General features: G+C 59.2%; 18 protein-coding genes. 15 read left to right on the forward strand and 3 right to left on the reverse strand.

The window, feature by feature from the left end; all coding sequences use genetic code 11:
- Window positions 1–156 precede the first annotated feature (156 nt).
- From dusB to hflX, 7 genes are all read left to right on the forward strand, one after another.
- Window positions 157–1,182 carry a tRNA dihydrouridine synthase DusB gene (gene dusB / locus PY308_RS10515; protein ID WP_275790920.1) on the forward strand — a complete coding sequence of 342 codons (1,026 nt, stop codon included), beginning with the start codon at window positions 157–159 and terminating at the stop codon, window positions 1,180–1,182.
- Complete coding sequence (locus tag PY308_RS10520; protein ID WP_275790921.1) at window positions 1,179–2,333, forward strand: two-component system sensor histidine kinase NtrB; 1,155 nt, start codon at window positions 1,179–1,181, stop codon at window positions 2,331–2,333. Before dusB ends, PY308_RS10520 begins: the two co-directional genes overlap by 4 nt.
- Complete coding sequence (gene ntrC / locus PY308_RS10525; RefSeq protein ID WP_275790922.1) at window positions 2,330–3,781, forward strand: nitrogen regulation protein NR(I); 1,452 nt, start codon at window positions 2,330–2,332, stop codon at window positions 3,779–3,781. Before PY308_RS10520 ends, ntrC begins: the two co-directional genes overlap by 4 nt.
- Before the next feature lie 177 nt (window positions 3,782–3,958).
- The gene (locus PY308_RS10530; protein WP_275790923.1) at window positions 3,959–6,232 is read left to right on the forward strand and encodes a sensor histidine kinase NtrY-like; all 2,274 of its coding nucleotides are present in this window, start codon (window positions 3,959–3,961) and stop codon (window positions 6,230–6,232) included.
- Window positions 6,222–7,586: a nitrogen assimilation response regulator NtrX gene (ntrX, locus tag PY308_RS10535; protein ID WP_275790924.1), complete on the forward strand. Its 1,365-nt coding sequence runs from the start codon at window positions 6,222–6,224 to the stop codon at window positions 7,584–7,586. Before PY308_RS10530 ends, ntrX begins: the two co-directional genes overlap by 11 nt.
- A gap of 216 nt (window positions 7,587–7,802) precedes the next feature.
- The gene (hfq, locus tag PY308_RS10540) at window positions 7,803–8,045 is read left to right on the forward strand and encodes an RNA chaperone Hfq (protein ID WP_018325164.1); all 243 of its coding nucleotides are present in this window, start codon (window positions 7,803–7,805) and stop codon (window positions 8,043–8,045) included.
- 6 nt (window positions 8,046–8,051) lie between these two features.
- The gene (hflX, locus tag PY308_RS10545) at window positions 8,052–9,449 is read left to right on the forward strand and encodes a GTPase HflX (protein WP_275791083.1); all 1,398 of its coding nucleotides are present in this window, start codon (window positions 8,052–8,054) and stop codon (window positions 9,447–9,449) included.
- Window positions 9,450–9,485: 36 nt separating this feature from the next.
- On the opposite strand, the gene mazG is transcribed toward hflX, so the two are convergent.
- Window positions 9,486–10,319 carry a nucleoside triphosphate pyrophosphohydrolase gene (gene mazG, locus PY308_RS10550; RefSeq protein WP_275790925.1) on the reverse strand — a complete coding sequence of 278 codons (834 nt, stop codon included), beginning with the start codon at window positions 10,317–10,319 and terminating at the stop codon, window positions 9,486–9,488.
- 5 nt (window positions 10,320–10,324) lie between these two features.
- Complete coding sequence (locus PY308_RS10555; protein ID WP_275791084.1) at window positions 10,325–10,912, reverse strand: deaminase; 588 nt, start codon at window positions 10,910–10,912, stop codon at window positions 10,325–10,327.
- 231 nt (window positions 10,913–11,143) lie between these two features.
- Here PY308_RS10555 and cysG point away from each other — a divergent pair, with 231 nt between their 5' ends.
- The 5 genes from cysG to PY308_RS10580 all read left to right on the forward strand — a co-directional run bounded on the left by cysG (window position 11,144) and on the right by PY308_RS10580 (window position 16,060).
- Window positions 11,144–12,589 carry a siroheme synthase CysG gene (gene cysG / locus PY308_RS10560; protein WP_275790926.1) on the forward strand — a complete coding sequence of 482 codons (1,446 nt, stop codon included), beginning with the start codon at window positions 11,144–11,146 and terminating at the stop codon, window positions 12,587–12,589.
- A 1-nt stretch (window position 12,590) separates the two neighbouring features.
- Complete coding sequence (locus tag PY308_RS10565) at window positions 12,591–12,905, forward strand: DUF2849 domain-containing protein (RefSeq protein WP_275790927.1); 315 nt, start codon at window positions 12,591–12,593, stop codon at window positions 12,903–12,905.
- An 11-nt stretch (window positions 12,906–12,916) separates the two neighbouring features.
- Entirely contained in the window at window positions 12,917–14,590 is a 1,674-nt protein-coding gene (locus tag PY308_RS10570; RefSeq protein ID WP_275790928.1) for a nitrite/sulfite reductase, read from the forward strand.
- A 23-nt stretch (window positions 14,591–14,613) separates the two neighbouring features.
- Complete coding sequence (locus PY308_RS10575; RefSeq protein ID WP_275791085.1) at window positions 14,614–15,111, forward strand: DUF934 domain-containing protein; 498 nt, start codon at window positions 14,614–14,616, stop codon at window positions 15,109–15,111.
- A 136-nt stretch (window positions 15,112–15,247) separates the two neighbouring features.
- A complete protein-coding gene (locus PY308_RS10580) occupies window positions 15,248–16,060 on the forward strand; it encodes a ferredoxin--NADP reductase (RefSeq protein WP_275790929.1) in 813 nt (270 codons plus the stop codon).
- Window positions 16,061–16,190: 130 nt separating this feature from the next.
- On the opposite strand, the gene PY308_RS10585 is transcribed toward PY308_RS10580, so the two are convergent.
- Window positions 16,191–17,678, reverse strand: a complete 1,488-nt coding sequence (locus PY308_RS10585; protein ID WP_275790930.1) for a M10 family metallopeptidase — start codon at window positions 17,676–17,678, stop codon at window positions 16,191–16,193.
- A 129-nt stretch (window positions 17,679–17,807) separates the two neighbouring features.
- Between PY308_RS10585 and PY308_RS10590 the strand changes: the two genes are divergently transcribed.
- The 3 genes from PY308_RS10590 (at window position 17,808) to PY308_RS10600 (ending at window position 22,768) form a co-directional block, all read left to right on the forward strand.
- Window positions 17,808–18,083: a hypothetical protein gene (locus PY308_RS10590; RefSeq protein WP_275790931.1), complete on the forward strand. Its 276-nt coding sequence runs from the start codon at window positions 17,808–17,810 to the stop codon at window positions 18,081–18,083.
- A 162-nt stretch (window positions 18,084–18,245) separates the two neighbouring features.
- Window positions 18,246–19,487: a ferredoxin reductase family protein gene (locus tag PY308_RS10595; RefSeq protein WP_275790932.1), complete on the forward strand. Its 1,242-nt coding sequence runs from the start codon at window positions 18,246–18,248 to the stop codon at window positions 19,485–19,487.
- Window positions 19,488–19,525: 38 nt separating this feature from the next.
- Window positions 19,526–22,768: a c-type cytochrome gene (locus tag PY308_RS10600; RefSeq protein ID WP_275790933.1), complete on the forward strand. Its 3,243-nt coding sequence runs from the start codon at window positions 19,526–19,528 to the stop codon at window positions 22,766–22,768.
- Window positions 22,769–22,821 lie beyond the last annotated feature (53 nt).

Below are 22,821 nucleotides of genomic sequence, written 5' to 3' on the forward strand. Positions count from 1 at the left end.
ACTGATGGAGCCAGGTGTTAAAGGCGAGCGACGCCAAGCCATGGTGATTTATCCCGCTGGCGGATGCTTTACCAGTTATCGAGCGAATTTTGCCGATAACGCGCAAAATCGCTTGGCAAGCCTGCGAGTTGTGTCTAAAAATAGTGCAGATTGACCGTGTGCCCGAAAGATAATCATTTGTCCAATCCCGATTTGTCATCACCGCTGCAGGTCGGGCGGATTTCTTTTCGAAACCGCGTTGTGCTCGCGCCTATGTCCGGCGTCACGGATCTGCCGTTCCGGCAGCTTGCGTGGCGGTATGGCGCTGGCCTCGTTGTCACCGAGATGGTCGCGAGCCGCGAGCTTGTCGGCAACGCCGCGGAAAGCTGGGCGCGTCTTCGCAACTCCGGCATTCGGCCGCACATGGTCCAATTGGCCGGACGCGAGGCCCAGTGGATGGCGCAGGCGGCAAGAATCGCGGCCGATAACGGCGCGGATGTCATCGATATCAACATGGGCTGCCCCGCCAAGAAGGTGACAGGCGGCTATTCCGGGTCTGCGTTGATGCGCGACCCCGATCACGCGCTGTCCCTGATAGAGGCGACCGTCAAAGCCGTGGATATCCCCGTCACATTGAAGATGCGCCTCGGCTGGGACGAGACCTCTATCAACGCGCCGCTGATTGCCCGGCGGGCGCAGGAAGCGGGAGTTCAGCTGATAACGGTGCACGGCCGGACGCGGATGCAGTTCTACACGGGCAGGGCGGACTGGGATGCCATCCGCGCGGTGCGCGATGTCATCTCCGTGCCTCTCATTGCGAATGGCGATGTGGCAACGCGAGCCGACGCACTGGACATCCTGAACCGTTCCGGGGCGGATGCGGTGATGATTGGACGCTCCAGCCAGGGTCGGCCGTGGCATTCCGGGGTACTAGCGGGTGCGATCTGCCATCCTGAAGTGTCTGAAATCCAGGAGATCGTTGCGGAACACTATGGCATGATGCTCGAATTTTACGGAGAAGCAGCCGGTTTGCGGCATGCGCGCAAACATATCGGCTGGTATCTCGACCGGTTTGCCGCGCATTTGCCGCCAGCGGAAAAGGCGGCGATTCTCACCTCCACCGATGCAGACAGCGTTCAGTCCCGAACCCGCGCAGCAATTGCGGCCGGAGCGGGTTTCGCAGAACAGAAGGACGCGGCATGACCGGCAAGAAACATGAGGATGCGGCAAAGCCAGGCGATAGCCTGCCGATGGCCGTGCTCAACGCGATCCAGAACCCGGTCATCCTCGTGAACGAAAAGGGGCTGGTCGTCTTCGCCAATTGGGAGGCCGAGGTTTTCTTCGGCGCCAGCGCCAATTATCTCTCACGCCATGACATCAGTGCCTTCATTCCGTTCGGAAGCCCGCTTCTGACGCTGATCGAGCAGGTGCGCGAGCGCCGGGCTGCCGTCAACGAATACAGGGTTGATCTCAGTTCGCCGCGGCTGGGCGCCGACAAACTTGTCGATCTTTATGTTGCGCCGGTCCTGTCGGAGCCGGGCTCTGTGGTGGTCGTCTTTCAGGAGCGGTCCATGGCCGACAAGATCGATCGCCAGTTGACCCACCGTGCAGCCGCACGATCCGTCACCGGGCTGGCTTCGATGCTGGCGCACGAAATCAAGAATCCGCTGTCAGGTATTCGCGGCGCCGCCCAGCTTCTCGAAACTTCCGTCAACGATGAGGACCGGGCGCTGACGCGGCTGATCTGCGACGAGACCGACCGGATCGTGTCGCTTGTCGATCGGATGGAAGTGTTTTCAGACGAGCGGCCCGTCGATCGCCATCCGGTCAACATCCATTCGGTTCTCGACCATGTGAAGGCCGTGGCGAAAGCCGGCTTTGCAAGAAAAATCCGGATTACCGAAAATTACGATCCGTCGCTGCCGCCGGTCTACGCCAATCGCGATCAGTTGATTCAGGTTTTTCTCAATCTTATCAAGAACGCGGCAGAGGCTGTGGCAGACAGACCGGAAGGCGAGATCATGCTGACAACAGCCTACCGGCCGGGAATTCGGCTATCGGTTGCAGGAACGCGCGAAAAGATATCGCTGCCGCTGGAATTCTGCGTTCACGACAACGGGCCGGGTGTTCCTGCCGATCTCGTGCCGCATCTCTTCGATCCCTTCATCACCACCAAGACGAACGGCTCGGGCCTTGGCCTTGCGCTCGTTGCCAAGATCATCGGCGGACATGGCGGTATTGTCGAATGCGACAGCCAGTCGAGCCGCACCACATTTCGCGTCCTGATGCCGGCTTCAAAAGGGCCGACAGCTGAAGACAGCGAACCCCTGACAGTAAAAGGACAATCCCGATGACTGGCGCCACCATTCTCGTCGCCGACGACGACGCTGCCATCCGCACGGTGCTCAATCAGGCGCTCAGCCGCGCCGGATACGACGTGCGCATCACGTCTAACGCCGCCACCTTGTGGCGCTGGATTTCGGCTGGCGATGGTGATCTGGTGGTCACCGACGTCGTCATGCCGGACGAAAACGCGTTTGATCTCCTTCCGAGAATCAAGAAGGCGAGACCGGACCTGCCGGTTCTGGTTATGAGCGCCCAGAACACCTTCATGACGGCGATCAAGGCATCGGAGAAGGGGGCTTACGACTATCTTCCCAAGCCTTTCGACCTGACGGAGCTCGTCGCCATCATCGGCCGTGCGCTGGCCGAGCCGAAACGCAAGCCGGTGAAAGTCGAAGACGATACGCAGGACGGCATGCCGCTGGTCGGACGTTCCGCCGCCATGCAGGAGATATACCGTGTACTTGCCCGTCTGATGCAGACGGATCTTACCCTGATGATCACGGGCGAATCGGGCACGGGCAAGGAACTTGTCGCCAAAGCGCTGCATGACTATGGCAAGCGCCGCAACGGTCCCTTCGTTGCCATCAATATGGCCGCCATCCCGCGTGATCTGATCGAATCGGAGCTTTTCGGACACGAAAAGGGAGCGTTCACCGGCGCGCAAAACCGATCAACCGGCAGGTTCGAGCAGGCCGAGGGGGGGACGCTTTTCCTCGACGAAATCGGCGACATGCCCATGGACGCGCAGACGCGCCTTCTGCGAGTCCTTCAGCAGGGAGAGTATACGACAGTCGGCGGACGGACGCCGATCCGGTCGGACGTGCGCATCGTCGCCGCCACCAACAAGGATCTGAAGCAGTCGATCAATCAGGGGCTCTTTCGCGAAGATCTTTATTATCGCCTGAACGTCGTGCCTTTGCGGCTTCCGCCGCTGCGCGACAGGGCCGAGGATATTCCAGATCTGGTGCGCCATTTCGTCCAGCAGGCCGAAAAGGAAGGGTTGGATGTCAAGCGCTTCGATCAGGAGGCGTTGGAACTGATGAAAGCGCATCCCTGGCCGGGCAATGTTCGGGAATTGGAAAATGTCGTCCGCCGCCTGACAGCGCTTTATCCTCAGGATGTGATAACACGGGAAATCATCGAAGCCGAACTGCGCGCCGACATTCCCGACAGCCCCATCGAAAAGGCCTCGAGCCGGTCCGGTTCGATGACGATTTCACAGGCTGTCGAGGAGAATATGCGGCAGTATTTCGCAGGCTTTGGCGATGGATTGCCCCCGTCCGGCCTTTACGATCGGGTGCTCGCGGAAATGGAGTATCCGCTCATTCTCGCGGCCCTCACGGCGACCAGAGGCAACCAGATCAAGGCCGCCGACCTGCTGGGGTTGAACAGGAACACCCTGCGCAAGAAAATCCGGGAACTCGGAGTTTCGGTCTATCGCAGCGCGCGTGCTTGAGGCACAACGGCAGCCGTTGCATTTCCGCCACAATATGTTGCTTGAAAAGCACATTGGCCGAACACGATTCTTGCTGTGGGTTGCAGGCGGCAATGATCGCGAACCGATCCGCGAAGATCGTTGACTGGTCGTAAAGCGAAGTACCTGCACCGTCGAACGGTGACGGGCGGAGGATGAATGTCTGAAGTGCTTGCGGTGCCGGTGCCGAACGATGAGATAGGGGCGGTCGTCCACGATCGCCGCGCATCCTTTGCTTTTCCCGGCCTTGTTCTTGCCATCGGCGCGCTGGGCTGCGCGATTGCTTCACTGCTCATTCTTCTCGGCCTGACGCCTATCCGTCCGGAAACCAACATCATCATCGGCTCCGCAGCGGTCAATGCGTTGTTTGTTGTTGGCCTGATGTTCCTTATTGGCCGTGAAATCCTGCGCCTGCTGCGGGCGCGCAGCCGCGGACGGGCTGCTGCGCGTTTGCACGTGCGGATCGTCGCCCTGTTTTCCATTGTCGCGATCACCCCTGCCATTCTCGTCGCGATTTTCGCCAGCATCACACTCGACGTCGGTCTCGACCGCTGGTTTTCGCTTAGGACTCAGTCGATTGTAAATTCCTCGCTTGAGGTCGCGCAGGCCTATGTCTTGGAAAATGCGAGCTATCTTCAGGGGCAGACCGTCTCCATGGCCAATGACCTGGAGCGCAACCGCCAGCTTTACAGTCTCGACAGGACCGGCTTCATCGATCTGATGACACGGCAGGCACGCGGTCGTGGCATGCTGGGCGCCTTTCTGATCCGTGCCAACGGGTCGCCTATTCTCCAGGCCAATATTCCAACGGACCGTCCCTTGCCGGCCATCCCGAGGGATGCGCTTTTGAACACCGCCTCCGGCCAGCCTACGTTGATCCCGCCCGGAATCACCAATTTGGTCGGCGTGATCATCCCGGTCGATAATATCGACGGCGCCTATCTCTATACTGTTCGAAGCGTCGATCCGAAGGTCATGCGCTCGATGAGGCTGATGGAGGAAAACACGGCGGAGTACAGAAATCTCGAGTCCGGCCGCACATCCCTGCAATTGGCATTCGGCGTTCTTTATCTCGGTTTCGCGCTGATTGTCCTGCTCGCGGCCATCTGGACGGCGATTGCGGTCGCAGACCGGATCGTCCGCCCGATCCGGCTGCTGATCGGCGCCGCGGACAGTGTGGCGGGCGGAAACCTCAATATTGCGGTGCCGGTGCATGCGGTGGATGGCGACGTCGGCAGCTTGTCGCGCACTTTCAACAAGATGATCACCGAGATCAAGACGCAGCGCGACCAGATCATCGAGGCCAAGGATGAAATGGACGATCGGCGACGGTTCATTGAGGCTGTGCTGTCCGGCGTTACCGCAGCGGTCATCGGCGTCGAGGACGAACGGCGCATTACCATCGCCAACTCCTCGACAGAGCATTTTTTGGCGCGCCCAATTCCTGAACTGATCGGAAAGAGGCTTGGCGACGTCGCACCCGAGATCGACCATGTCCTGTCCGAGGCCGCCAGCCGGCACCGCAACGATTACCGCAAGCAAATCAACATTCTGCGCTCGGGTACGGAACGGACCCTCAATGTGCAGGTGACGCGTGAGGAATCACACGACGTCAAGGAATCCTATGTCATCACCATCGACGACATTACAGATCTGGTGATTGCGCAAAGATCGACGGCCTGGGCCGACGTCGCCCGGCGCATCGCCCACGAAATCAAGAACCCGCTGACTCCGATCCAACTGTCGGCCGAGCGACTGAAACGACGCTACGGCAAGCAGATTAACCAGGACGACCGTACCGTCTTTGATCAATGCACCGACACGATTGTCCGGCAGGTCGAAGATATCGGCCGCATGGTCGATGAATTCTCCGGTTTCGCGCGTATGCCGAAGCCTGCCAAGGAGCGGGGCGACCTCAGGGATATTCTGAAGGATGCCGTCTTCCTGCGCGAGATCGGCAACACGCATGTGGCTTTTGTCCGAGACTTTGGAGACGAGCCGCTCGAAGGCACGTTGGACAGCCGCATGCTGGGTCAGGCCTTCGGCAATATCATCAAGAACGCCGTTGAATCGATCGAATCGCTGCCGGCGGACGCCGTGCGCGGTGATCTCCGCGTTATGATCCGGGCCCGGTCCGACGAGACGACAGGCCAGTTCGTCATCGACATCGTCGACAACGGCAAAGGCCTTCCATCGGAGAATCGCCATCGGATTCTTGAGCCCTATATGACGATGCGGGAAAAAGGCACAGGTCTTGGTCTGGCGATCGTCAAAAAGATCATCGAGGACCATGGCGGGCAGCTGGAACTGCATGATGCGCCTGCGGACTTCGACAATGGCCATGGCGCCATGATTAAAATCATCTTGCCGCCAGCCGGACAGGGCGGCGGCAGCGAAGACAGGCAGAGTAAGGATATGTCCCATGGCGGCTGAAATTCTTGTGGTGGATGACGAAGAGGACATCCGCGAGATCGTCTCCGGTATTTTGTCCGACGAGGGCCACGAAACCCGCACAGCGTTCGACAGCGACAGTGCGCTTCAGGCGATCAGCGACCGCCTGCCGCGCCTGGTCTTTCTCGACATCTGGATGCAGGGCAGCCGGTTGGATGGTCTGGCGCTGCTGGACGAGATCAAAAGCCGTTATCCGGACTTGCCGGTGGTAATGATTTCCGGACATGGCAACATCGAGACCGCTGTATCGGCCATCCGGCGCGGCGCCTATGATTTCATCGAAAAACCCTTCAAGGCCGATCGCCTGATCCTGATCGCCGAGAGGGCATTGGAGAACTCGAAGCTGAAGCGGGAGGTGTTCGAACTGAAGAAGCGGTCCGGCGACCCCGTCGAACTGATCGGAACCTCCGTCGCCGTCTCGCAATTGCGCCAGACTATCGAAAAGGTGGCCCCGACGAACAGCCGTATCATGATCCATGGTCCGTCGGGTTCCGGCAAGGAATTGGTGGCGCGGATGATCCATCGCAAATCGACCCGGGTCGGCGGGCCTTTCGTTGCGCTGAATGCCGCGGCGATTACCCCGGACAGGATGGAGATCGCTTTGTTCGGCACGGAGGGAACGCCCGGGCAGGCGCGAAAGACCGGCGCGTTGGAAGAGGCGCATGGCGGTATTCTCTATCTCGACGAAGTCGGCGAAATGCCGCGCGAAACGCAAAACAAGATCCTGCGTGTACTGGTGGATCAACAGTTCGAACGTGTCGGCGGATCCAAGCGCGTCAAGGTCGATGTCCGGATCATTTCCTCGACGGCCTACAATCTTGAAAGCCAGATCGCCGAGGGGGCCTTCCGCGAAGATCTTTACCACCGCCTCGCGGTTATCCCGGTTCGCGTGCCGGCGCTTGCCGAACGGCGTGAGGATATTCCTTTTCTGGTGGATATGTTCATGCGTCAGATCAGCGAACAGGCGGGAATCAGGGCCCGCAAGATCGGCGACGATGCGCTTGCCGTGCTGCAGTCGCACGGTTGGCCGGGCAATATCCGCCAGTTGCGCAACAACATCGAACGGCTGATGATTCTCGCCCGAAGTGACGGACCCGACACCGCGATCTCTGCAGATATGTTGCCGAGCGAAGTCGGAGACAGCTTGCCGAAGATTTCCACGCAGGGAGACCAGCACATCATGACGCTGCCATTGCGGGAAGCGCGAGAGATGTTCGAGCGCGACTATCTGATCGCGCAGATCAACCGGTTCGGCGGCAACATATCCCGCACAGCCGAATTTGTCGGAATGGAGCGCTCGGCGCTGCATCGAAAACTGAAGTCGCTTGGCGTTTGAATGGATCGAGCGTGACGACATGAGGTCATCTGCGCGCTGCAGAAGGCATCCTGTCACAGAAAATTCACGAAGACTTTTTCGAGATTGCGGAAAAGACTGCGATTTGGTACCAAATCCGGGGGACGCGCGTAAGGGAACTTTTTGCTGCGTTCGGGGTATTCAGATCAAATAATCAACCGGTTAAATCGAGCCGGACAATAAGAAAGAATCGGCGCTATGGCGGAACGTTCTCAGAACTTGCAGGATCTTTTTCTCAACACGGTTCGCAAGCAGAAGATCTCTCTCACCATTTTCCTTATCAACGGTGTGAAACTGACGGGCGTTGTGACGTCCTTCGACAATTTTTGCGTGCTCCTGCGACGTGACGGTCACTCGCAGCTTGTTTACAAGCACGCCATCTCGACCATCATGCCCGGCCAGCCGATGCAGATGTTCGAAAGCGAAGAATCCGCATCCTGACAGGATATAAAGCACATTACCAAACGTGATTCCAAATCGGCGTCCATCATCCCGGAGCTCGAAAAGCTCCGCGATGACATGCGTGCCGTCGTTCTTGTCCCGGTTCTCAAGAAAACCGGCAAACAGAACGCAGATATCATCGCCGCAACCTCGACCCGCAGCGACGAAAGCCGGCTGGAGGAAACCATTGGCCTCGCGCTGGCTATCGATCTCACGGTCGTGCATGGCATGATCGTACCGCTGGCGCAGCCGAAGCCCGGAACATTGCTCGGAACCGGGAAGATCGAGGAAATCGGTCATCTGCTGGTCGAGCACGATGCGGGGCTCGTGATCGTCGATCATCCGCTGACGCCCGTTCAGCAGCGCAATCTCGAAAAGGAATGGAACTGCAAGGTCATCGACCGGACAGGTCTGATCCTGGAGATTTTCGGTCGTCGCGCCTCCACGCGGGAAGGCACGCTGCAGGTCGATCTTGCCCATCTGAACTACCAGAAGGGCCGGCTGGTGCGCAGCTGGACCCACCTTGAACGCCAGCGCGGTGGCGCGGGCTTCATGGGCGGTCCTGGTGAAACGCAGATCGAGGCTGACCGTCGATTGCTGCAGGAAAAGATCGTCAAGCTGGAAAAAGAGCTGGAGCAGGTCCGCCGGACCCGGCAGTTGCATCGCGCCAAGCGCAAGAAGGTGCCGCACCCGATCGTGGCGCTGGTCGGCTATACCAATGCCGGAAAATCCACACTCTTCAACCGCATCACCGGCGCCGGCGTTCTGGCTGAAGACATGCTGTTTGCCACGCTCGATCCGACCTTGCGCCGCATGAAACTGCCGCAGGGGCGCATGGTGATCCTCTCCGACACGGTGGGCTTCATTTCGGACCTGCCGACGCATCTTGTCGCGGCCTTCCGCGCCACGCTGGAAGAGGTTCTGGAAGCAGACCTGATTCTGCATGTCCGCGATCTTGCCGATCCGGATAACCAGGTACAGGCGCAGGACGTTTTGCGCATTCTCACCGATCTCGGCATCGACGAGAAGGCGCGGGCCGAACGCATCATCGAGGTCTGGAACAAGATCGATCTTCTGGACGCCGAAGCGCGGGACGTGCTGGTTCACAAGGCAGCGAACACCGACAATACCGTGGCCGTCTCCGCCGTGACCGGTGAAGGGGTGGATCGCCTGCTCGAGGAGATCGGCGGCCGGCTGTCCGGCGTCGTGACGGAGTGCACGGTGGTTTTGCCGGTAGACAAGCTGCAACTGCTCTCCTGGGTCTACGAACATACCGTCGTCGATGGACGGGAGGATATGGAGGACGGTTCGGTCAGTCTCGATCTTCGATTGACGGCAACCGAAGCGGAAGAGCTTGAGCGCAGGCTGGGTCACGGGCCGAAGGCCGCTGCGCAGGATTGGTAAACATCTTCGCAGGGTGGGGCGGCGTCCGGAACGAAATTACGTCAGTTGCCGTTCAATCGCTTTCGCCGCCTGCCACAGTTCTTCCATCCGCTCCAGCGTCGCCTCCTGCAGGCTCTCTCCCGATGATTCGAGTTCGGTTTCGATATGGCCGAACCGGCGCCGGAATTTCGTGTTGGTGCCGCGCAGCGCCATTTCCGGATCGGCTCCGACATGGCGTCCTATATTGACCACGGCAAAGATCAGATCACCCAGTTCGTCGGCCACTTTTGCTGTGTCCTTCGCGGCAAGCGCCTCCCGCAGTTCGGCGATCTCCTCCTCGATCTTGTCGAGGATAGGCTCCGGCGAGGACCAGTCGAAGCCCACTTTGGCGGCACGTTGCTGAAGCTTCAGTGCCTCGACCAACGCCGGAAAACTGCGCTGTACAGGCCCGAGATGGCCTTTGTCCGCATCTTCGGGCAAGCCGCGCGCGGCGCGTCGCAGAAGACGCTCGGCTTTCTCCGCCTGCTTGATCTCGTTCCATTGCAGCTTGACCGCCTGCGGCGTATCGGCGTCGGAGCGTGCAAAGACATGCGGATGACGACGGATCATCTTGGTGGTGATCGCCATCACCACGTCGCCAAAGGAAAAGCTGCCGGCTTCCTGCGCCATGCGGGCGTGGAAGATCACCTGCAACAGCAGGTCGCCCAGTTCTTCGCAAAGATCGTCCATATCGTTGCGCTCTATCGCGTCGGCAACCTCGTAGGCCTCTTCGAGCGTATAGGGTTTGATGGTCTCGAAGGTCTGGACGATGTCCCAGGGGCATCCCGTCTGCGGATCCCGCAGTGCTTCCATGATTTCGACAAGGCGTGAAATATCGTTTGAGGGCTGCATTGTCGTCAGCTCAGCGGGATTGCGTTGTCGCCCTTGCCGGACTGGTAGCTTTCCGACAGAGCCGTGTATTTTTCCCGGATTCGGTTCTCCTTCGCACGCAGCGCGGCCTTCGTTTTGTCATCGAGGCCTGAAACAAGATCGCCGATCGCCATTGAGCGCCAGAAGGTGTTGTTTCTGGCATAACCGCCCGGTTCGAGCCGGAAAACTTGCTTCAGGATTTGCAGGTCGTGAGGAATGGAGAAACTGTCGCGGGAGTCTTCATGGCTGAAGAAATAATAGAAATTGTCGAAGCCGGCCCAGGTGATAGCCGACAGGCACATGGAGCAGGGTTCGTGCGTCGACAGGAAGATCAGATCTTTCGTATCCGGTTTTTCTGACCGCTCGTAAAATCGCTTCAGCGTATGAACTTCGCCATGCCAGAGCGGGTTTTCGATCTCGTTGTTCGTTTCGGCGATCACCAGCGACAGATCCGACTTGCGCAAGATAGCGGCGCCGAAGACTTTATTGCCGGCCTTCACACCCATTTCTGTCAGCGGCAGGATATCCCCTTCAATCACGGAGAGCAGGCGCTCTGCAAGGTCGGTGGTGGTCATGTCTGTACTCCGGGAGGGCATTCTGCAGGCAGAGGGGAAGGACGTCAGCACTATGCAAAGGCCGCGAGCCACGTCAAGGTCACAGCCGCCCGGAGATATTTGCTCAATTAACCGCGATGTCGAGCAAAACAATACGTCCTGGCAAAAAGGCGGGAATTTCTGTTTCTTCAATTTTCGTGCAATAAAGGAGATATTCCAGCAAACCTGCAGCAGGATCAGATTTCGACCGCCATGACCGAACAACTGACCGTCTTCCCGGCCTTTTTTCGCGTTGCCCAAAAAACCGTCGCCGTCTTCGGCAACGGTGAAGAGGCTTTCGCTAAAGTTCGGTTGCTTCTGAACACGCAGGCGAACATCATTGCCTACGCCACGGCGCCTGAACCGCATTTCGCAGATTATCTTTCGGCGAATGGTGTTTCGGCTGTATCGGCCCCGTTTGATCCTGCCCAGATGGACGGAGCGACGCTGGTATTTGCCGCAACGGGCGATGCTGCGGAGGATCGCCGCATCGTCTTGGCGGCCCGCGCGCTGAAAATTCCGGCCAATGCGGTCGATCAGCCTGATTATTGCGACTTTCTGACGCCGGCGCTGGTCAACCGTGCACCGGTCGCGGTCGCCATCGGCACCGAGGGTGCCGGTCCTGTGCTGGCTCAGATGATCCGGTCACAGATCGACCAGTTGCTGTCGCCGTCGCTCGGCAAGCTTGCTTCGCTGGCGCAGGCCTATCGTGACGCTGTCGAGCATGCGCTGCCGCGGGGAGTTTCCAGGCGCGTTTTCTGGCGGCGCTTTTTTTCCGGAGCCGTGGCCGATCGCGTGGCGCAAGGCGACGTCGCCGAGGCTCGCCGCGAGGCGTCCCGCCTGCTGCAATCCTCCGGCCGCGTCCCGGGTCATGTCTGGCTTGTCGGGGCCGGTCCGGGCGCCGAAGATCTGCTGACGCTGCGCGCCCAGCGAGTCATGATGGAAGCCGACGTGATCGTTTATGACGCACTGGTGCCGCAGGCGATCGTCGATATGGGACGGCGCGATGCCGAGCGTTTGTCCGTCGGCAAGCGCAAGGGATGCCATTCGAAGTCGCAGGACGAGATCAATCAACTGCTTGTGCAGCTCGGGCAGGACGGCAAGCGCGTGGTTCGCCTGAAGTCCGGCGACCCGCTCGTCTATGGCCGGGCCGGCGAAGAGATGGCGGCGTTGCGCGATGCGGGCGTGACGTATGAGATCGTGCCCGGCATCACGTCGGCGCTTGCGGCAGCCGCCGATTTCGAACTGCCGCTGACATTGCGCGGCGTGGCATCGTCGCTGATCTTCACCACGGGGCACGATCTGGCCGGTGACGTTCTGCCCGATTGGGCCCGTCTGGCGATTTCCGGTGCAACCATTTCCGTCTATATGGGCCGCACTGTCGCCGCGTCCGTGGCTGAACGTCTTATGCAGGCTGGACTTCCTGCCGAAACCACGGTTGCGGTCGTGGAGAATGCGAGCCGTGCAGGGCGCAAGCTGCTTCATGGCACGTTGAAGGATTTGCCGGACCTGCAGTATCGCGATGATCTCGAAGGGCCCGTTATGGTGATTATCGGCGATGCTGTTGCCGGCGCGAATTTCACCCGGTCGGAATCCCTGGTTGCGACGCGAGCCGCCGCAGATGTGCCGCACAAGCAGACAGATGAAATGAGGACGTAAAATGGCAGACAAGGTGCTGACTGCGAATCGACTTTCGGATGGGGTTTCCGTGTGGCTCGATGCGTCCGGACATTGGGGCCTGCTGCTGCAGGACGCCTTCGTCGCCCGGCATGCCGAAGCGGTGTCGGCACTGGAATCTGCCGGAAAAGCAGCCCTTGCCGACAACAAGGTTGTTGACGTGAACGTTATTGATATCGAAGAAGTGGACGGTGTTCTGCGGCCGCTGCGTCTTCGCGAGCGTGTTCGTGCCGAAGGGCCGACGATTGATTACGCGCCGGGATATAGGGGTCTGAATGGCCCGTTTCAGGCGGCTTGAGGAAGAGACCCATGTATCGTTATGATGAGTTCGACCACGCCTTTGTTTCAGATCGCGTCGCGCAGTTTCGCGATCAGGTGACGCGGCGTCTGTCGGGCGAGCTTTCCGAGGACGCATTCAAGCCGTTGCGTCTGATGAATGGCGTCTATCTTCAGCTCCATGCCTATATGCTGCGGGTCGCCATCCCCTATGGGACACTGAACAGCCGGCAGATGCGGATGCTGGCCCATATCGCGCGGAAATATGATCGCGGCTATGGGCATTTCACCACACGGCAGAACATCCAGTACAACTGGCCGAAGCTCTCGGATACGCCCGATATCCTGGCGGACCTCTCCTCTGTCGAGATGCACGCGATCCAGACATCCGGAAACTGCATTCGCAACGTGACCGCCGACCATTTCGCCGGTGCGGCTGCGGACGAGGTGGCCGACCCGCGTCCCTATGCCGAGATCCTGCGCCAGTGGTCGTCGGTTCATCCCGAATTTTCCTTCCTGCCACGCAAGTTCAAGATTGCCGTCACCGGCGCCGAGCGCGATCGGGCAGCGATTCAGGTGCATGATATCGGCCTGCACCTGAAGAAGAACGATAAGGGCGAGATCGGTTTTGCCGTCTATGTCGGCGGCGGGCAGGGGCGCACGCCGATGGTGGCCAAGAAGATCAAGGATTTCCTGCCCGAGCAGGATCTTCTGTCCTACACGACGGCCATCATGCGCGTTTACAACCTCCATGGCCGACGCGACAACAAGTACAAGGCGCGCATCAAGATCCTTGTCCACGAAACCGGTGCCGAGAAACTTGCAGGTCAGGTCGAGCAGGAGTTTCTTCAGCTGAAGAACACCGAGCTGAAGCTGCCGGAAGCCGATATCAATGCGATTTCGACCTATTTTGCCGCACCACCGCTGGCCGAAAGGCCGGAGGGCTGGGCTAGCCTGGCGCAGTGGAAGAGGACCGATCCCGAATTTGCGCGCTGGCTGCAGCAGAACGTTCAGCCGCACAAGCATCCCGACTATGGCATGGTGACCATTTCCCTGAAGCCGATCGGCGGCATTCCGGGCGATGCCAGCGACAGCCAGATGGATGCGATTGCCGATTTGGCGGAGGATTATGCTTTCGACGAGATCCGCATTAGTCATGAGCAGAACGTCATTCTGCCGCATGTCGCGCTGGCGGATCTGGAAGCCTTGTACCGCGGCCTCGTCGCAAACGGCCTGGCGACGGCGAATGCGGGGTTGATCACCGATATCATCGCCTGTCCGGGGCTCGACTATTGCGCGCTGGCCAATGCCCGCTCCATCCCGCTGGCGCAGGAACTATCGACTCGCTTTGGCAATGCCGAGAGGCAGGCTGATATCGGCGAACTGAAGATCAAGATCTCCGGTTGCATCAATGCCTGCGGCCATCACCATGTCGGCCATATCGGCCTTTTGGGGGTGGAAAAGAAGGGAGCCGAGCTCTATCAGATCACGCTCGGCGGCTCGGGCGACGAAAACACCTCGATCGGCGAAATCATCGGTCGCGGTTTCGAACCTGAAAAGGTGACCGATGCCGTCGAAACCATCGTCGACACCTATCTCGGCCTGCGCAACGCCAGTTCCGAGACATTTCTGGAGGCCTATCGGCGGGTCGGTCCGCAGCCGTTCAAGGATGCGCTCTATGGGCGAAACCAGCAGGAAGCGGCGTGATCCAGGCCCCGAGGAACAAGATGATGACGAAAATCTGGAAAGAGTCCGGCTTTGTGATCGATGATCCTTGGATCGTCGAGACGGAAGACAGCAAGGCCGGATCGAATGAAAAGCCGATTCTTGGTATCGATGCCTTTTTGGAAAAGGCATCCTGTGGGGATAGCGGGCTCGGCGTGCTGGTTAATCCGGCGGATGACATCGTGCGGCTGCACCCCTTCATCGACCAGATTTCTCTGGTAGCCGTGGCTTTTCCCGCCTTCAACGACGGTCGCGCCTTCAGCCATGCTTCGCTGCTGCGCACCCGCCTTGGCTATTCAAGAGAAATCCGGGCCGTCGGCGATGTGCTGATCGACCAGGTGCCGTTGATGCTGCGTTGTGGTATCGACAGCTTTGCCGTGACCAACGAGACGGCGCTCCGTCGTCTGTCCGAAAACCGTCTGCCGGGTATCGACAACCATTACCAGCCAACCGCCCGTCCTTCCGCGGAAGCAAACTCCTACAGCTGGCGCCGCGTTTCCTGACGGACTGCGACACAGTGCGACAGCGACCAGTTCTTAAAAAACCACTATAATTGGAATGCTATTGCTTCCAAAGCGCAACTGTTTGGAATATCCGCTGATATCCGAAGAAGTTTATCATTACAGGACCGAAGCCCAGATGAATGCTCCTGCCAAGATCAACGAGTTTGCCCCTGCAGTTCCGGCCGGCGTGTTTGCAGAGACGGTGACGGCTGTGAAACATTACACCGACCGTCTGTTCAGTTTCCGCATGACACGCCCGGCTGAATTCCGGTTCCGTTCGGGCGAATTTGCGATGATCGGCCTGATAATCGACGGCAAGCCGATCTACCGGGCCTATTCCATCGCAAGCCCGGCCTGGGACGATGAGCTGGAGTTCTTCTCCATCAAGGTCCCGGATGGTCCGCTGACCTCGCACTTGCAGGGCATCAAACCGGGCGATCAGGTGCTGATGCGCAAGAAGCCCACGGGCACGCTGGTGCTCGACGCCCTGACGCCGGGCAAGCGCCTTTACATGTTTTCGACCGGCACCGGCATCGCGCCGTTTGCAAGCCTTATCCGGGATCCGGAAACCTTCGAGAAATTCGAGGAAGTGATCCTCACGCATACGACCCGCGACGTGGCCGAACTGCAATACGGGTTCGACCTGATCGAGGAAATCCGCCATCACGAGTTCCTGTCAGAACTGGTGGGCGACAAGCTGCGCCACTATGCGACGGTGACACGCGAGGATTATCCCTTCAAAGGACGAATCACAAATCTCATCCGCGACGGCAAATTCTTCTCCGACCTCGGCCTTGCCAAATTGGACCCCTCCGTCGATCGCGGCATGATCTGCGGATCGACCGAAATGCTCAAGGAAACCAAGGAGTTGCTCGAGGCCGCCGGCTTGACCGAAGGCGCGAACAACAAGCCTGGCGAATTCGTCATCGAACGGGCCTTCGTTGGGTAGACGCTATGACGATCGCTAGAAGAGGGCGGCCGGTGGCCGCCTTTTTTGTGAGATCGGCACATTGAGCCGTATGTGTGGGAATGGCAAAGGCCGCCCGACTTTGCCGGTCCGCGGTCAACACCGACACATGTTACAGAAAGAAATAACCCTTTTGTAGCGTGACCGCATCGTCGAGATGGATGGCGAAGTCGGCGCGTTTGTCGCCGTTCACGTCCGCATAGATATAGCTGTCCGATGCGCCCGTCGAATATCGCAGCTCGCCCGCCTTGCCGGTGAACGCTGCCTTGGCGATGAAATTGAAGCCCTGATTGCCGGTCGTTGTCGTGTTGGCATCGATACCGGCCAGATAGATTCGGTCGCCCTGTGACCCCAGGAAATCCAGGATTGTATCGCGGCCTGTGGTCGCGACCGTCGAGTCCGCCGCTGATCTGAAGACAAAGATATCCGCGCCGGCTTCGCCTGCAAGGCGATCCGTTCCCTGTCCGCCCTCCAGCCTGTCATTGCCAGTGCCGCCAATGAGCGTGTCGTTTCCGGTTTCGCCGGTCAGCAAATCGTTGCCGGCGAAGCCCTGCAGAACGTTCGCAGCCTGATTGCCCATGATCTGGTCGTTGCCCGAACCACCCTTGACGTTTTCGATCAGGGAGCGGGTGTCGCCGCGATAGAGCAGGGCATTGTAGATATTGCCGCCTGCGTATCCTTCGTTCTGGATGCCGTCGAGGAATGCCAGCTGATCTTCACTGAACAACGAGGACATCCCGGGACGAAGATCGATCTTGAGGTTCGCCTTATAAGCAGTCAGGTCGAAGGTGTCCCTGCCGCCCCCATCCCAGATCGTCGCGAAGATGCGGTTTGCACCCGGCGCGATCGCAACAGCGCCGTCGACGATCGTCTGGCCGTTGCCCGGTGTCCATTTGTAGACGGTGTCACCGTTCTTCGTCGTGAAATCGGCCCCATACATCGTCTGGAGGGCTGCGATGTCGGCCATCATGAATGTCTGCGGCGCGCCGAATCCTTCATAGTCATAGCCTTCGACGGGATCGCCGACATAGCCGCTATATGTCATGACCGTGTATTCGACGGAATCGAATTTTGCGGGAACTGCCCCGTATTCATCTGCCTCATGGCCGTGTTTCAGGCCGAGCGCGTGCCCGAGCTCGTGGATCATCGTGTGCCAGGCGTAGTTTCCGGCCACTGGTTTGCGATAGTCGTTCTCGGTACCGGCATATTCGGTGCTGAACCAGACATCGCCGGCATTCTCATCCGTGCCGGGGTAATAGGCATAGGCCGTCGGCGAGGCGTCGTCCGACTGCGCAAAACGCAGTGTGGATGTCGCCGCCGTCCCAGCGGAAAAAGACAGGTTGGTGAAGCCTTCAACGGAGAAGCCGTCATTGGCGGATCCGCCGAAGGATTGCTCCATCGCAAACAGCGCTGCGTTTTTCTGCAGGGTGGATATAGCAGCAAAATTGTTCGACGCTTCGCTGATGCCGGGATAATGGCTGGCGCTCGTTGGAAAGGCGTAGGTGACCGAACTTGCCCAGGCAAAGCCGGACATGACCCCGTCTATGGTCTGATTGCCGGTACTTGAAACAAGTTTGATCGTTTTATTGATGCCAGTCATTCTAAAGATCCCCAAATATGCGCTGGCACTTTCTGCCCGATTCCAGCGTTGCCGTATATAAGCAACTAAAGGAACCTGTTAGTGACAGCGTGTCATACAAGCCTTGCCGAAGACTGGAGCCGATGCATCATGCTTGCGGATAGTCGCAATACCCTGCCGTTCGCGGCGCTTCTGTCCGTTCTCTTCGCTGCACTTTCCCCTGTGCATTCAGCAGCTCAGACGCCGGAAAAGACCGACGGTATCATGGCTCCTGGTCCCGACATCGAAGCGGCGGTAAAATCCGAATACGACCGGGCCGTCAGGAAGGGCACCCGCGAAGCTTACCACCGGTTTATCCGGCGTCATCCTGATCATCCGTTGGCTAACGAAGCGCGCGATAGGCTGGAAAAAGACGAGACAAAGTAACCGGGGAAACAGACTGCCGCTGCCGTCGCGAATAAACGTCATCGGGTATTCGTATGCTTTACAATAGCGGTTGACGAAGCTTTGCAGGCTTGCCAGTCTTGCCGCGGGGAGCCCGCATCGATCGGGCAGAGCGAGGAACGTTTCGTGAGCGCGGGGAGTCTATTGGTTTGGTCATTGATGGCCTTGGCGGGGCTTCTGGCCGTTCCGTCCGTCAGCCATACCAATGCCGGCACCACGATTTCCCTGATGGCCTCTTCGATGGCTTTTACAGGCATGGCGATTGCCCTGTTCATGGCGACGCGTCCGCCCTTCGTGGAGCGCCTTTTCGGCGGACTCGACCGCATCTATCGCACGCACCGCCGGGTCGGTATCACGGTCCTCATCCTGATCTTGGTGCATTATTTCGTGACACCTGATTTCAAGGGACTGTCGCTCACCAGCGGCTTGAACAGTCTGGCGGCAGAGGCGGGCGAATATGCTTTCTACGGATTTGTCGTCCTGCTGACGCTCAGTATCGTGAAAATCATCCCGAAAACGAAAATCGAGATACCCTATCATTACTGGCGGCTGACGCATCGATTTATCGGCCTGCTCTTCATCATGGTAGCGTTCCACCAGACCTTCATCAAGCGGCCCTATGACGGCACGGCAATGCTCGCGACCTATCTCAATATTTTTGCGATGATAGGCACGATCAGCTATATCTACACCCAGCTTTTCCCCTGGCTGCGCACCCGCACCTACGAAGTCTTCGACGTTGTCCGGCATGACGGCGCGACAGTGATCTCGGCGCGGCCGAAAGGACGGCCTCTCAAGGCCCGCCCCGGCCAGTTCGGGTTTTTCCGCGTCAACAAGCCGGGCCTGCGCGAGCCGCATCCTTTCACCATCGCCGGCCTGGATGCAGACGGGGTCGTCCGGTTCGCGATCAAACCGCTTGGCGACTTCACCAAGGCACTACGGGACAGTATCGCCGTCGGAGACAGCCTGAAGCTCGAGGGCGGATATGGGCATTTCAATCATCGCCGGGGCGGTAAAAAGCAGATCTGGCTTGCCGGCGGCATCGGGGTCACGCCGTTTCTCGCCATGGCAAAAAGCCTCACTGGCGACGAGGGCCAGGATATCCACATGGTCTATTGCGTGCGCGACCGCAGGGAGGCCATTGGCCTGGACACGCTCGAGGCCCAGGCGGAAAAATTGTCGAATTTCACTTTCAACCTGCACGATTCCAACACCGCCGGACGTCTCGATGCCGCCAAGCTTGCAGCCGCCAGCACGGTCGATCCCGCCGGCGCGGATCTCTGGTTCTGCGGCCCGCCGCTGCTGCGGATCGCCATTGAAAAAGGCCTGAAAGAACTGGGTAAAAAGCCGAGGCGTGTCGAGTTCGAACAGTTCGAGTTCCGATAAGCCTGCATTGTTGGTTATTTTTTATGAAGGGGACAGCCATGCGCATGTTCGATCGAGCAGTTCGGCATTTTACCGCTGGCCTGCCGCGCCATCTTATGGGATTGGCGGCTGTTTTGGCCGTTCTCATTCACTGTCCCGGCACAGCGTCCGCACGCGATCCTTTCGCCGAAGACGCCTATGCCACACACAAGTCGAACCCCGAAAACGGTAAATATCTGTTCAACGCGTCCGGCTGTGGCGCCTGCCATGGCTCGGGCAGCAATACCGAGCTTTTGTCGGGCGGGATGGAAATGGACACGGCGATCGGCAAATTCTACGCGCCGAACATCTCGCCCCATGCGAACGGCATCGGCGGATGGACCAATGCGCAGTTTCTCAATGCGGTCATGCAGGGGCTCGATCGCGACGGCAATCATCTTTATCCGGTCATGCCCTACACCTCCTATGGTGGCATGAAACCGGAAGACGTTCTCGACATCAAAGCCTATATCGATACGCTCCAGCAATCGGATGCTGTCTCGCAGGAGCACGAGATTGCCTTCCCCTACAGCCGGCAGACAACGATCACACTCTGGAAGCGCAGCCATTTCAATGTGCAAGCCTATCAGCCACGGGAAGAAACCCAGATGGAACGCGGCCGGTACCTGGTCGAAAATGTCGGCGGTTGCGGCGATTGCCACACGCCGCGCACGACCACCTATGGGCTCGACATGGAAAACGCCTATGCCGGGGAGAAAGGGCTGACGGGTGCGGTGGCTCCGGATATCACCAAGGCGCGGATGTCCACGCTTGCCTCGCCTGATGTCTTCACCGTCGGGCTCATCGAGGAGGGTAAAAAACTGTCCGGATCACCGCTCACGGACCCGGTCATGCGCGAAATCGCGCATGGTCTGAAGGCTCTGACGGAAAAGGACCGGACGGCCATCTACGCCTTCTTGGCCGACCGCGAGGTCAAGCCACCGGAGCCCGTCGGCCAATCCGCGACCGCGGTCTGCAAGGAATCCACGCCCGCATCGGCGCTGGCCGGTGACAACGCGGCGCTGGCAACCCAGGCGGATGCCTTCATCGGAAAATACTGCCGCAACTGCCATGGACCGGGCGAAAGCTCGCAGGGCAGCTATCCCGCCAGTGATCTCGCTTCCATCGCCGCCGACGCCACCTTCGTGGTGCCGGGCGATGCGGCGAAATCCCGACTGTTCACGTCGGTCACCAGCGGCCGGATGCCGCTTGGCAAACGCCCTTCGGCGGAAGAGGTGAAGAGCCTGGAAGACTGGGTCAACGGACTCAAGCAGTCCGACCTGCCAGATGCGGCGGCGGCAAAGCCCGACCGGACGCGTCCCATGCTCTCCTACGGCGATTTCATTGAGGCAGGCCTGAAGGATATTTCCAAGGTCGGCGAACTCGACCGCCAGTACATCCGCTATTTCTCCTATCGCAATCAATACAATGGCATGATGAGCTGCGAAGAAGACAAGACGTTCATGAAGCGCATGGACGTTCTGGCGGGCGGTTTCAAGAAGATGCTCAACTCGCTGTCCTATGGCCCCAAGCTGGTTTTGCCGCAGGAGGTCGAAGGCACGAACGGCCTGATGGTGCGGGTCGATCTGCGTGATCTCCAGTGGACGGCGGAAGACTATAACTTCCTGATCACGCAGTATTTCTATGGTGTCGATCCGGCGAGCGATGCGTCGCTGCTGGCTTTGACGAAAGAGACCGACACGGTCCTCCCGATCATGCGCGTCGATTGGTTCATGGCCAATGCGGCAAAGCCGAAAGTGTATAACCAGCTGATGAAGCTGCCGACCCATATCCGTGACCTGGAAAAGCGCTTCCAGATCGACGTGGACGAAAATATCCGCCGTCGCCAGGTCTTGAGGGCAGGCTTCGCCGATGGTTCTTCCGGCGTGTCCGATCACAATCGCATGCTGGAGCGTCACGACATGCCGTTCGGCGGATATTACTGGAAGTCCTATGATTTCGGCGGCGATGTCGGCAAGCAGGTTCTCAAGCGTTTCCCGCACGGGCCGAAGGAAATCGAGCCTCTGGATGCCGGCCTGACATCGTTCGAGCATGACGGAGGTGAAATGATCTTCTCCCTGCCCAATGGTCTCCAGGGCTACTACCTCTCCACGGCCGAGGGAAAACAGCTCGATGTCGGCCCGACCTCTATCGTCTCGTTCCGCGAGCGCCCGATCGGCAAGGGTGTCGAGATCACCAATGCACGGTCTTGCTTCGATTGCCACGCCAATGGCATTCTGTCGAAACGCGACCAGCTCCGCGAGCATATCGAGACCTCGACGCTGTTCAGCAAGGATCAGCAGGCCGTGCTGCTCGACATGTATGTGCCGCAGGAAGAGCTCGATGCCGCTTACAACAAAGACCGGCAGCGCTTCGTCGATGCTCTGGTGAAACTGGGGGTAACCGAGCCGACGCCCGATGGCAGCGCCCAGAGCATGCAGGCACCCGGCAATACCGAACTCGTTACCTATTTTGCCGACGAATATGAGGACGAACTCGATTTCGAGGCCCTGGCGGCGGAATTCGACATGAAGCCCAAGGAGTTTTCAGCCGCGATCAAGCGGGTGGAAGACAGAGACGCGCTTCGGCTTGGCATCGACTGGATCACCATCCTCGAATCCGGCGGCACCATTCCGCGCTCCGAAGTCGAGCAGCAGTTTCCGCTTCTGCTTTCGCCGCTGATGCAACTGAAGCCGCTCGATACAACGACGGTGCGCGTGGCGGCGTCGGTGAGAACCGAGGAGGTGGCTGGCCAGACGGCGCATCAGACGCCGGTCCAGGCGGAAACCATTCAGGCGGCAACACCGGCATACCGCCAGGAAAAGCCTGCCGAAAACAAGCTGGAATTGGCGCTGCACGTATCCTCGACCTCCGCCAGGGTCGGAGACCTGCTGTCGTTCGAACTGAGTACCAACAAAGCCTGTGAGTTGCAGGTGCTCTATGTCGAAGAGACGGGAAATGTCGAGGTCATCCCCGATGTCATGATCGGCAACACCACCCTGCAGGTGGGCGAGCGGCGGCAAATCCCGCAGCCGGGAACCGGCAACCTGACCTTCGATACGCCGGCGCCGGCCGAGACGATGATCGCCTTTTGCCGCGAGGGTGGGTTGGGCGCCCAGAAACTGACTGCCGAGCGCGCGCGTCAGCTGGTTGCGGATTCCCACATGCCGCCAACACGCGGTCTCGCCATCAATCTGGCCGATCAGGCGCGGCAGGATAAGGGGGCGAGCGGCCTTCAGGTGGTGACCTTCGAAATTAAATGACGCACCAAGCCGGCCGTCACGTCGCGGCCGGCCCGGATTTTTATCAATGTCTC

The sequence above is a fragment of the Pararhizobium gei genome, assembly GCF_029223885.1.
In the GTDB taxonomy this organism is placed as follows: Bacteria; Pseudomonadota; Alphaproteobacteria; order Rhizobiales; family Rhizobiaceae; genus Pararhizobium; species Pararhizobium gei.